Origin of the sequence: Mycobacterium sp. ST-F2, from assembly GCF_001905655.1 — a bacterium.
Taxonomy (GTDB): Bacteria; Actinomycetota; Actinomycetes; order Mycobacteriales; family Mycobacteriaceae; genus Mycobacterium.
Window position 1 is genome coordinate 155,515 of sequence record NZ_JMHT01000007.1, and the last position, 11,776, is coordinate 167,290.

Consider the following 11,776-nt stretch of genomic DNA (forward strand, 5'->3'; position numbering starts at 1 on the left):
ACATCAGCCGAACGGCGTAAATCGGCGATCGGTCCACCGCCGGGCATCATGGACTCATGACGTCGGCCGGCAGGGGAGCACGTGTGGCGGCGGTGGCCGGCACCGGCCTCGTGTCCGCGGCCGCGCTGACCTATACCGGGCTGGTCGATCCGCACCGCCCCGGATTCGGCTTTCCCCCGTGCCCGTTCAAGGCGGCGACCGGCTGGAACTGCCCACTGTGCGGTGGCCTGCGGATGACTCACGACGTCCTGCACGGCGACTTTGCGGCCGCGGTGGTCGACAACGTGTTCGCGCTCGTCGGCCTGCCGCTGCTCATGGCGTGGCTGGTGGTGTGCTGGCGACGTCGGTTGTCGGTGACGCCGCCCTTGGTGACGGCGCTCGTGGCGATGGTGGTGTGGACGGTGGTCCGCAACCTGCCGGGTTTCCCGCTGGTGCCGACGTTCAGCTAGCTCCGGACACCTTTGGACACCACGCGGTAACTCCGCATTCGACGGATATTGATGTGCCGACGGTCCTCCCGGCGGGCCGTTTTCTGAATCGATCAACTATGCTCATGCACTGTGAATAGGCGCGGAAAAATCGTCTGTACCCTCGGCCCGGCTACCTCCACCGATGAGGGCGTAAGGGCCCTGGTGGAAGCTGGGATGGATGTGGCGCGGCTGAACTTCAGCCATGGTGCGCACGCCGACCATGAGGTGGCCTACAAGCGCGTGCGCGCGGCCTCCGATGCCGCCGGCCGTGCCGTCGGCATCCTCGCGGACCTGCAGGGCCCGAAGATCCGGCTCGGTCGCTTCGCCGACGGGCCCACCGAATGGCGCACCGGCGAGACGGTGCGGATCACCGTTGACGACTGCGAAGGCACCCATGACCGGGTGTCGACCACCTACAAGCAGCTGGCCGAGGACGCCGTCGCCGGTGACCGCCTGCTGGTGGACGACGGCAAGGTCGGCCTGGTGGTCGACAAGATCGACGGCAACGACGTCGTCTGCACCGTCACCGAAGGTGGTCCGGTCAGCAACAACAAGGGCCTGTCGCTGCCCGGGATGAACGTGTCGGTGCCGGCGCTGTCCGAGAAGGACATCGACGATCTGAGGTTCGCTCTGAAGCTCGGCGTCGACCTGGTCGCGCTGTCTTTCGTCCGGTCGCCCGCCGACATCGAACTCGTGCACGAGGTGATGGACGAGGTGGGCCGCCGGGTGCCCGTGATCGCCAAGCTCGAGAAGCCCGAAGCCGTCGCCAACCTCGAGGCGATCGTCCTGGCGTTCGACGCCGTCATGGTCGCCCGCGGTGACCTGGGCGTCGAACTGCCGCTCGAAGAAGTTCCGCTGGTCCAGAAGCGCGCCATCCAGATGGCGCGGGAGAACGCCAAGCCGGTCATCGTGGCCACGCAGATGCTCGAGTCGATGATCGAGAACTCCCGGCCCACCCGGGCTGAGGCCTCGGACGTCGCCAACGCGATTCTCGACGGCGCCGACGCCGTGATGCTCTCCGGTGAGACGTCGGTCGGCAAGTACGCGCTCGAGGCCGTGCGGACCATGGCGCGCATCGTGAAAGCCGTCGAGGCCAACTCCACGGCCGCTCCGCCGTTGACCCACGTGCCGCGCACCAAGCGTGGCGTCATCTCCTATGCGGCCCGCGACATCGGCGAGCGGCTGGACGCCAAGGCCCTGGTTGCGTTCACGCAGTCGGGCGACACCGTGCGCCGGTTGTCCCGCCTGCACACGCCACTGCCGCTGCTGGCGTTCACCGACCTGCCCGAGGTGCGCAGCCAGCTGGCACTGACCTGGGGCACCGAGACGTTCATCGTGCCGCAGATGGACAGCACCGACGGCATGATCCAAGAGGTCGACAAGGCGCTGCTGGAGCTGGACCGCTACAAGCGCGGTGACCTTGTGGTCATCGTCGCAGGCGCGCCTCCGGGCACAGTAGGCTCGACCAACCTGATCCACGTGCACCGGATCGGGGAGGAAGATCACTAGCACGCCGGGGCGAGCGAAGCGACGGGAAAGAGACGGCAACGCGTGACGACTGCGGATTTCGAGGAACTGCTCAAGATTCTCGACGTCACCCAGGTCGACGACGACACCTTCACCGGTGGTCATCCCAGCCGGAACCCGGTCCGCACCTTCGGCGGTCAGATGATGGCGCAGGCGTTCGTCGCCGCCAGCCGTACCGTGCCGCCGAAGTTGCCGCCGACGACGCTCTCGACGCACTTCATCGCCGGCGGTGACCCGGAGCGCGACCTGGAGTTCAAAGTGGTCCGGTTGCGCGACGAGCGACGGTTCGCCAACCGCCGGGTCGACGTCATGCAGGGTGACACGCTCCTGGCGACGGCGCTGGTGTCACACCTGGCCGGCGGCAAGAGCCTGGAGCATGCCGTCAAGGCGCCGGTGGTGCCGGATCCGTTGTCGCTGCCCACGATTGACGACCTGCTGAAGGGCTACGAGCAAACCGTCCCGCTCTTCGTCGAGGCGCTCAAGCCCATCGAATGGCGCTACACCAACGACCCGGCCTGGGTGATGCGGGACAAGGGCGGCAAGCTCGACCACAACCGCGTGTGGCTCAAGACCATGGGCGCCATGCCGGACGAGCAGGTGCTGCACGCCGCGGCACTGGTGTACTCGTCGGACACGACGTTGCTGGACTCGATCATCACCACCCACGGGCTGTCGTGGGGCCACGACCGGATTTTCGCGGTCACCATGAACCACACCGTGTGGTTCCACCGGCCCATCAAGTTCGACGAGTGGGTGCTGTATTCGACGACGTCACCGGTGGCCGCCGATTCCCGGGGCCTGGCCTCCGGCCATTTCTTCGATCGCTCCGGTCAGGTGCTGGCGACGGTCACTCAGGAAGGCATCGTCAAACACTTTCCGGGCTGACGGTTTTGGGCGGGGTCAGTTGACCTTGACCCCGAACTCCTTCTCGATGCGGCTCCTGAAGTCCTGGACGCAGGTGCTCTGGGCGTTCTGGTCCTGCCCGGCGCGGGTCATGCAGTCGGCGTAGTCGCCGAACCCGACCTGACGGTAGAAACCGATCGCGACGAAGACGAACACCACGGCCAGCACCGTCGCCAGTGCACCGAGCGCGATGCCCGCGCCGGCCACCACGCCGTTGTCGGCGAGGCCCTGCTTGACCCGGCTGCGGCCGACGACGCCGCACGCCACCGCGCCGAGTCCGAACAGCAGCCCACCGATCACCGACCACGACGTCAGTAGTCCCACGATGCCGAGGACCAACGCGGTGGTGCCCATGCCATTGCGGGGCGCCGCTGTGTACGGCCCGTATCCCTGACTGGCGTAGGGCGGCGGTGGCGGCGGGGGATACCCGCCACCGGGATACATGCTCATGACCCCGCAGGGTACCCGTCGTTGCTGGAGTCCAGGTCCAGCACCGCACAGTCCAGGTGCGCCGGTAGGTGGTGCGTGGCCACCACCACCGCGCGGTCGGGGCCGAACAATGCACCGGGAGTGAGGAGTTCGGCGAGCAGGCGGTGGCTGTCGGTGGCATCGAGGTGTTCGGTCGGCTCGTCGAGCAGCACCACAGGGAAGTCGGTGAGCAGAGCGCGGGCGAGCAACAGTCGTCGACGCTGACCGGCGGAGACCGCGGCGGCGCCGCCGTCGAGCAGGGTGGACAACCCGTCGGGCAGTGTCGCCAGCCACGGTCCGAGGCCGACCTGGTGCAGCGCGGTGGTGAGCTCCTCGTCGGTGGCGTCGCCGCGGGCCACCAGGAGGTTGTCCCGCAGCGTGGTGTCGAAGAGGTGCGCGTCTTCGGCGAAAAACCCTGCCGGTGAACCGGTTACGCGGTGGTGGTCGGCCGTGGCCAGCAGCAGCGTGGTCTTGCCGCGGCCACTGGCGCCCAGCACGGCAATGCGGTCGCCGGCACTCACCTGCAGGGGCGAGACGGCGGTGAGCACGCGGTCCGTCGGTTCATCGGCCAGCATCCCCGTCAGTCGCTGCAGGGCGATGTGGGCCCGGGTCAGTTGCACTGCCGCAGCGGGCAGCGCGCCGGTCGCTTCGAACGCCGACAACGGCAGCAGCATGAGGATCGCCAGCGTCGTGGGTGCGACGGCGCCGGCCAGCGAGACGGCCGCGATCACCGCGGCGATCGCGCTGGCGCCGGTGGCGAGGATCGGGACCGCGGCCGCCATTGCGGCAGGTCGGGCGGCGCGGTCGACGGCGTCGCCCCAACGACGGTGGTCCGCGCCGGCTTGCGCGATGACGTCGGTCAGCCGCCCGGACACGGCCAGTTCGGCGGCATGGTCCAGGGCCAGCATGACGGACCCGTCGCGACCCGAATGATGCGCTGCGGCAAGGTTCTCGGAGGCCTGGGCGGCGCGGGCCGCCTGCCACGGTGCCCACACGCCGGCGACCACCAATCCGGCGGCCAGGACGAGGGCCGCCGCGGGGGAGATGACGGCGATGACGACCACCGCGGCCGTCGACAACACCGTCGCCACGGCGATCGGCAGCACCGAGCGCGCCAGGGTGTCGGCCAGGTCGTCGACGGAAGCACCTGCGCGCGAGACCAATTCGCCGCTGCTCAGCCGCAGTACGGTCGCCGGCGGTGCCGCGCACAGGCGCCGGTAGAGCTCGGTACGGGCGTGGCCCGCGGCCCGCAGCGCCACGTCGTGTGACGCCAGCCGCTCGCAATAGCCCAGCACCCCACGGGAAATGCCGAACAGCCGCACCGCCACCACCGCGACGGTCAATTCCAGAATCGGCGGACGCTCCCAGGCCCGGGTGATCAACCACGCCGACACCCCGGCCAGGGCGAGTGCGCTGCCGAGCGCCGCCGACCCGAGGAAGACGGCGAGGGCCAGACGGGTGAGCCGGGGCCGGAGCAGGTCGATCGCGAATCTAACTGTGGACACGGGACGCACCTCCCGTCTGGACGATCTCGTCACCGACGGCCAGCACGGCGGCCCGGTGTCCGACGACGATGACGGAGGCGCCGGCTGCAGCGCGGGCCCGGACCGCTTGGAGGACGCGGATTTCCAGTTCGGCGTTCAGATGTGAGGTCGGTTCGTCGAGCAGCAGCACCGGGGTACGACGGCCCAGCACCCGGGCCAGCGCCAGCCGCTGCCGTTGGCCCAGCGACAGCCCGGAGCCACCGCGGCCCAGCACGGTGTCGAGTCCGGCGGGCAGGGTCGCCAGCACCTCGTCGAATCCCGCTGCGCGACAAGCGTCGTCGAGGTCGGGGAGGGCGCCGAGCAGTTCGAGGTTCTCCCGCACGGTGCCCGGGATCAGTACCGGCCGTTGCGGCAGCCAGCCGATCTGCTGCCACCAGTGCGCCCGGTCCAGCGCGCTGACCTCACGCCCATCGATCAGCACCCGGCCCGCGTCGGGCGTCGTCAACCCCAGGATCGCCTGCAGCGCCGTGCTTTTCCCACTGCCGTTGGGGCCCGTCAGCACCGTCACCGAACCCGGTGCGGCCCGCAGCGTCAGATTGTGCGGGGCCGGTCCGTCCCGGCCGTCGATGCTGACGTGCTCGAGGGCGATGGTCGGCTGCGCTCCGACGCGCCCGGTGCCGGATTCCGGCTGCGCCGCGGTGTCGAGCAGTCGGTAGGCCTGGCCGAAGGCGACCTTCCCGTCCTGCGCCGCATGGAATTCCACGCCGACACGGCGCAGCGGCCAGAACACCTCCGGTGCCAGCAGCAGCACGGTCAGCGCGACGGGCAGGGTGACGCCGCCGCTGACCAGTCGCAGGCCGACACCGACGGCGACCAGCGCCACCCCGAGGGTCGCCAGCAGTTCCAGAACCAGGGCGGACAGGAACGCGATACGCAGGGTCGCCAGGGCCGAATGCCGGTGTGCGTCAGACAGTTCGGTGATGCGGGGCGCGGCGCCGTCGGCGCGGTCGAGGGCGCGCAGGGTCGGAATCCCCGCGATCAGGTCGAGTAGCCGCGACTGCAGGGTCGCCATGGCGGCCAGCGCGGCCGCCGACCGTTCCGTCGTCATGACGCCGATCAGCACCATGAACAGCGGGATCAGCGGCAGCGCGATCAGCACGACCGCAGCGGATTTCACGTCATACCAGGCGATCAGCATCACCGCGGCCGGGGTCAGCAGCACCGACATGACCACTGCGGGCAGGTAGCGGGTGAAGTACGGCCGCAGCCCGTCCAGGCCGCGGGTGAGCAGGATCGCGGCCTCGTCGCGCACGGCCTGCCGCCGGTGCGGCGGTAGCGCGGTCACGGCCGTCAGGACCTGGGCGTCGAGATCGGCGATCATCGCGGTCGCGCCGTGCTGGCTCAGCCTGGCCTGCCACCACTGGGCGCCTGCCCGCAGCGTCCACAGGGCCGCGAGTGCCACCAGTTGCGGCGCCCAGTGCGACAGCGGGGCAGGACGGGTGATGACTCCGGCCACTGTCTGCGCGGTCAATACCGCCGCCGCGAGAGCGGCGCCGGTGATGACGGCCCCGCTACCGACCGTCGCGGCCAGGTGCCGCCGCAGGCCGGCGGTCATGCGGGGATTGGTCGACGATCGGGTCAGTGCGGCGCGCCGTTCCGGGACAAGCCGATGGATGCGGGAATGTGCTCGGCCGAAATCCGTTGCCGGAACACCCAGTACGTCCAGCCCTGGTAGCACATCACCAGCGGGGTGAGCAGCAGTGCGGCCCAGGTCATCACCTTCAGGGTGTAGGGCGTCGACGACGCGTTATGGATGGTCAGGCTCCACGCCGGATTGAGGCTCGACGGAACGAGATTCGGGTACAGGCAGCTGAACAGCAGTACGACCACGGCGGCGACAACCACGGCGGTCGCCGCGAAGGCCCAACCGTCGGCGCGGCGCGTCCACACCAGGCGGACGGCGGAAAGTTGCGCCACCACAGCGATTCCCAACGCGATCCAGGTCACGTCGTTGCCGTATGCCACCTGCGTCCAGATGCCGAACGCGGCCACGATCACCGTCACCGGAACGGTCAGCCTGGTGGCGAAGTGGCGGGCGTCATCATGCACGGCCCCTTCGGTTTTCAGCGTGACGAACACCGCGCCGTGGAAGGCGAACAGGCTGGCCGTGGCGATGCCGCCGAGTAGCGAGTACGGGTTCAGCACATCGCCGAAGGACAGGTGAATCTGGTGGTGGGCGTCGACGGGCAGGCCGCGCAGGATGGAGGCGAAGGCCACGCCCCACAGCACGGCCGGCAGCCACGATCCCATGGCGATGCCGATGTCGGCCCACCGGCGCCACTGCGGGTCGTCGATCTTGCCGCGCCATTCGATGGCGCACACCCGCACGATCATGCCGACCAGGATCGCCAGCAGTGGCAGGTAGAGACCGGAGAACAGGGTGGCATACATACCGGGGAAGGCCGCGAACATCGCCGCGCCCGCGGTGATGATCCAGACCTCGTTGCCGTCCCAGATCGGGCCGATGGTGTTCAGGGCCGCGCGGCGGTGCTGTTCCGGGTCGCCCTTCACGGCGCTGTCGGTGCGGCCGAAGAATTCCATCAGCATGCCGACGCCGAAGTCGAAGCCCTCCAGGACGAAGAAGCCCACGAAGAGCACGGCCAGGATGATGAACCAGAGGTGCTGGAGTGTCATGGCTCCCCCTTCCTAGTACGCGAACGACAGGGGCGCGACGTCGTCGCTACCGGGTGGGGTGGGCGGTGTCGGCTCGGCGTCGTGCTCCAGCGGCCCTTCGAGCGTGTAGCGGCGCAGCAGCCAGAACCAGATGGCGGCCAGCAGTGCGTACAGCGCGGTGAAGGTGATCAGCGAGATCCAGACCGTGCCCGCGCTGTGGTCCGACACACCCTGCCGGATGGTGAGGTGCAGGTTCGGGTCGCCTGTCGGGTTGGTGGCGACCACCCAGGGTTGCCGGCCCATCTCGGTGAAGACCCAGCCGGCACTGTTGGCCAGGAACGGCATGGGCAGCGTCACCAGCGCGAAGAGGCTCAGCCAGCGCTGGGTGGGGATCCGGCCCTTGCGGGTCAGCCACAGCGTGGTGAGGGCGAAAAGTCCTGGGAAGGCCAGCAATCCGATCATCATGCGGAACGACCAGTAGGTGACGAACAGGTTGGGTCGGTAGTCGCCCGGGCCGTATTTGGCCACATATTCGTTCTGCAGATCCTGCACGCCTTCGAGGCGGACGCCCTCGAACTTGCTCTCGGCCAGGAAGGGCAACACGTACGGCACCTCGATGACGTGCATGACGCTGTCGCAGTTGTTGTGGGTACCGATGGTCAGCACCGAGAAATCGGGGTCGGTTTCGGTGTGGCACAACGATTCTGCGGACGCCATCTTCATCGGCTGCTGGACGAACATCAGCTTGCCCTGGATGTCGCCGGTGAGCCCGAGCGAGGCCGCGGCGACCAGTGCGACCCAACAGCCCAGCACGGCAGCGGGCCGGAACATGGTCCGCGATTCTTCGGTGTTGCCACTGCGCACCATCCACCAGGCGCTGATGGCCGCGACGAACGTGGACGCCGTCAGGATCGCGCCGCCGACGGTGTGGGTGAACGCCGCGATGCCGGTGTTGTTGGTCAGCAGCTCCCAGATGCTGGTGAGCTCGGCCCGTCCGGTCTCCGGGTTGTAGTGCGCGCCAACGGGATGCTGCATGAACGAGTTGGCCGAGATGATGAAGAACGCCGACGCGTTCACGCCGAACGCGACGATCCAGATGCACGCCAGGTGCACCAGGCGCGGCAGCTTCGTCCAGCCGAAGATCCACAGGCCGATGAAGGTGGATTCGAAGAAGAAAGCGGCCAGGCCCTCGAGGGCCAGGGGCGCGCCGAACACGTCGCCGACGAACCGTGAGTACTCGCTCCAGTTCATGCCGAACTGGAATTCCTGCACGATGCCCGTGGCCACGCCGAGGGCGAAGTTGATCAGGAACAGCTTGCCGAAGAACTTGGTCAGCCGGTACCAGGCCGGATTACCGGTCACCACCCAGATGGTCTGCATGACGGCCAACAGCGGCGCGAGGCCGATGGTCAGCGGGACCAGGATGAAGTGGTAGACGGTGGTGATCCCGAACTGCCACCGCGATACGTCCAGTGCGTCCATTGAGCCTTCCCCGAGCCGGAGGGATTGGTCTACGACTTACTGTAGTAGTTAAGGCGGGCGGCGGTCTAGACCCGCCGAACAGCGAATTGTGTGGCCAGGCGCACAGGTGCGCCCGGCCACACGAAGCCGACGGTGCTGACTCAGGCATTGGTCGTCGCCTCGTTGATGGCCTTGTCAACAGCCTTGGCGCCCTTGCGGATTCCGAATGCGGTGATCACTTCGGCGACGCCGGTGACCACCAGCCAGATGCCGGTCACCAGGGCCAGGGTGCCGATGGATTCGATGGGCGACCCCAGCACCACGAAGCCCGCGATCAGGCTGATGATGCCGAGAAAGATGTTCCAGCCGCGGCCGGGCAGACCGGGGTCGCTGATCGCCGACACCGTGGTGGCCACACCGCGGAAGATGAAGCCGATACCGATCCAGATGGCCAGCAGCAGTACGGCATCGCCGATATGACGGAACGCCAGCACCGCGAGCACCAGTGATGCTGCGCCACTGATGAATGCCAGCACCCGGCCGCCGGCCGCGACGTGCAGGCTGAACGCGAACACGACTTGGCCGATGCCGGTGACGAGCAGGTAGGCACCGAAGAAGATGGCCGCCACCGCGACCGAGATGCCGGGCTGGGCCAACACGGCGGCGCCCAACACCACAGCGATCAGGCCTGCGATGAGCTCGGTTTTCCACAGGTGCTGCAACAGACTTGGCTGAGTTTGCGTGGTCATTGACGCAGTCTCACATATTTGACGCCGGTGGAGCAGAGTTCGGACAACGGTGTTTTTCACGGTGGACAACCGTCGATTGGGCCGCTCGATGACCACTGTGCCGATAAGGTTCTCCCAAGTCATGGCAGTTGTGGTCGGGACAGAGCGAAGCAGTAAGGAAGAGGCAACGTGTCAGGTGTCAGTCAGACCGGTCGGGGCACGGCGTGGCGCATTGCGGTGGTGGTGGCTGCCAGTGGCGCATTGGCGCTGTCGGGCTGTACGAAGAACACCGAATCCACCTCGCCCGCATCGAGTTCGTCGGCCGCCCCCGCATCCAAGGTCGAGTCCATCGCCAATACGGTGCCGGAGGCCATCAAGTCCAGCGGCAAGTTGATCGTCGGTGTGAACATCCCGTACGCCCCCAACGAATTCAAGGATCCGAGCGGCAAGATCGTCGGGTTCGACGTCGACCTGATGAACGCCATCGGCCAGACCCTGGGCCTGACCGTCGACTACCGCGAAGAATCGGATTTCTCCAAGATCATCCCGGCGATCCAGGCCGGCACCTACAACGTCGGGATGTCGTCGTTCACCGACAGCAAGCAGCGTGAGCAGCAGGTCGATTTCGTCACGTACTTCTCGGCCGGCAGCTTGTGGGCGCAGCGCCAGGGTGGCCAGATCGACCCGAACAATGCCTGCGGCAAGAAGGTCGCCGTCGAATCGACCACGGTGCAGGACACCGATGAACTCCCCGCCAAGTCCAAGGCCTGCACGGACGCCGGCAAACCGCCGATCGATGTGGTGAAATTCGACAATCAGGACCAGGCTGCCAACGCCGTCGTCGTCGGCCAGGCCGACGCCATGACGGCCGATTCGCCCGTGACGCTGTGGGCCATCAAGCAGGCGGGCGGGAAGCTGGTTCAGGCAGGCGAGGTGTTCGACTCGGCGCCGTACGGCTGGCCGGTGAAGAAGGGCTCTCCGCTGGCGCAGTCGCTGTTGCAGGCGCTGCAGCACCTGATCGACAACGGCACCTACAAGCAGATCGCCGGCAACTGGGGCGTGCAGCCGGGAATGATCGACAAGCCGGTCATCAATGGGGCGACCAGCTGACGTGACATCTGCTGAGTCAACGGCGGGCCCGAGCGGTCCCGCCGCCATTCACGCGGTCCCGCTACGGCACCCCTGGCGCTGGGTCGGGGCCGCGGCGATCCTCGTCATCGCCGGCCTGTTCCTCTACGGTGCTGCCACCAATCCCGCCTACGGCTGGGACACCTACCTCAAGTACCTGCTCGACGAGCGGGTGGCCGAGGCGGCGTGGAACACCCTGCAGCTCACCGTCTATGCGATGGCGATCGGCTTGGTGCTCGGTGTCGTCCTGGCCGTCATGCGGCTGTCGCCCAACCCGGTGTTCCGTGCGGTCGCGTGGGGCTATCTGTGGATTTTCCGCGGCACTCCGGTCTACGTGCAGTTGGTGTTCTGGGGCCTGTTCCCGTCGATCTACCAGAACATCCAGATCGGGGTTCCGTTCGGTCCGTCGCTGTTTCACATCCAGCTACAAGGACTTTCGCTGGCCTTCGAGATGGCCTTCATCGGCCTGGGGCTCAACGAAGCGGCCTACATGGCCGAAATCATCCGCGCCGGAATCATCTCCGTCCCGGAAGGCCAGACCGAGGCGTCGGTCGCACTGGGCATGTCGTGGTGGATGACCATGCGCCGCACCGTCCTTCCGCAGGCGATGCGTGTCATCGTGCCGCCGACCGGCAACGAGCTGATCAGCATGCTGAAAACCACGTCGCTGGTCACGGCCGTGCCCTACACCCTCGAGCTCTATACCCGTACCCGCGACATCTCGGCGGTCATCTTCCAGCCCATCCCGCTGCTGCTGGTGGCCGCCACCTGGTACCTGGTCATCACGAGTCTGCTGATGGTCGGGCAGTTCTACCTGGAGCGGTATTTCTCCCGGGGCGCGTCGCGCAAGCTGACGACCAAACAGCTCGAGGCGCTGGCCCGGGCGCAGATGGGCGACCACGGCGGTGTGCCCGCATGACCAGCGAGGAGCCGC

General features: G+C 67.6%; 11 protein-coding genes. 5 read left to right on the top strand and 6 right to left on the bottom strand.

The window, feature by feature from the left end; genetic code table 11:
- The first annotated feature begins 56 nt into the window (after window positions 1-56).
- The 3 genes from EB75_RS04320 to EB75_RS04330 all read left to right on the top strand — a co-directional run bounded on the left by EB75_RS04320 (window position 57) and on the right by EB75_RS04330 (window position 2,882).
- Complete coding sequence (locus tag EB75_RS04320; protein ID WP_073694238.1) at window positions 57-449, top strand: DUF2752 domain-containing protein; 393 nt, start codon at window positions 57-59, stop codon at window positions 447-449.
- A gap of 111 nt (window positions 450-560) precedes the next feature.
- Entirely contained in the window at window positions 561-1,979 is a 1,419-nt protein-coding gene (gene pyk / locus EB75_RS04325) for a pyruvate kinase (RefSeq protein WP_073694239.1), read from the top strand.
- 42 nt (window positions 1,980-2,021) lie between these two features.
- Window positions 2,022-2,882 carry an acyl-CoA thioesterase II gene (locus EB75_RS04330; RefSeq protein ID WP_073694240.1) on the top strand — a complete coding sequence of 287 codons (861 nt, stop codon included), beginning with the start codon at window positions 2,022-2,024 and terminating at the stop codon, window positions 2,880-2,882.
- Window positions 2,883-2,897: 15 nt separating this feature from the next.
- Here the strand turns inward: EB75_RS04330 and EB75_RS04335 are convergent, their stop codons facing one another.
- From EB75_RS04335 to EB75_RS04360, 6 genes are all read right to left on the bottom strand, one after another.
- On the bottom strand, window positions 2,898-3,350 hold the full coding sequence (locus EB75_RS04335) for a DUF4190 domain-containing protein (protein ID WP_073694241.1): 453 nt from the start codon (window positions 3,348-3,350) through the stop codon (window positions 2,898-2,900).
- A complete protein-coding gene (locus tag EB75_RS04340; protein WP_073694242.1) occupies window positions 3,347-4,873 on the bottom strand; it encodes an ATP-binding cassette domain-containing protein in 1,527 nt (508 codons plus the stop codon). Before EB75_RS04340 ends, EB75_RS04335 begins: the two co-directional genes overlap by 4 nt.
- Window positions 4,860-6,467, bottom strand: coding sequence for a thiol reductant ABC exporter subunit CydD (cydD, locus tag EB75_RS04345; protein ID WP_083611965.1), 1,608 nt, complete (start codon window positions 6,465-6,467; stop codon window positions 4,860-4,862). Before cydD ends, EB75_RS04340 begins: the two co-directional genes overlap by 14 nt.
- 23 nt (window positions 6,468-6,490) lie before the next feature.
- Complete coding sequence (gene cydB, locus EB75_RS04350) at window positions 6,491-7,546, bottom strand: cytochrome d ubiquinol oxidase subunit II (protein ID WP_073694243.1); 1,056 nt, start codon at window positions 7,544-7,546, stop codon at window positions 6,491-6,493.
- Between the two features lie 12 nt (window positions 7,547-7,558).
- The gene (locus tag EB75_RS04355; protein WP_073694244.1) at window positions 7,559-9,007 is read right to left on the bottom strand and encodes a cytochrome ubiquinol oxidase subunit I; all 1,449 of its coding nucleotides are present in this window, start codon (window positions 9,005-9,007) and stop codon (window positions 7,559-7,561) included.
- A 140-nt stretch (window positions 9,008-9,147) separates the two neighbouring features.
- Window positions 9,148-9,753 (bottom strand): HdeD family acid-resistance protein, encoded by a 606-nt coding sequence (locus EB75_RS04360; protein ID WP_502689336.1) that lies wholly within the window; start codon window positions 9,751-9,753, stop codon window positions 9,148-9,150.
- A 150-nt stretch (window positions 9,754-9,903) separates the two neighbouring features.
- On the opposite strand from EB75_RS04360, the gene EB75_RS04365 reads away from it, so the two are divergent.
- Entirely contained in the window at window positions 9,904-10,824 is a 921-nt protein-coding gene (locus EB75_RS04365; protein ID WP_073694246.1) for an ABC transporter substrate-binding protein, read from the top strand.
- The gene (locus tag EB75_RS04370) at window positions 10,808-11,761 is read left to right on the top strand and encodes an amino acid ABC transporter permease (protein WP_142239416.1); all 954 of its coding nucleotides are present in this window, start codon (window positions 10,808-10,810) and stop codon (window positions 11,759-11,761) included. The genes EB75_RS04365 and EB75_RS04370 overlap by 17 nt, the downstream gene beginning before the upstream one ends.
- Window positions 11,762-11,776: the final 15 nt, after the last annotated feature.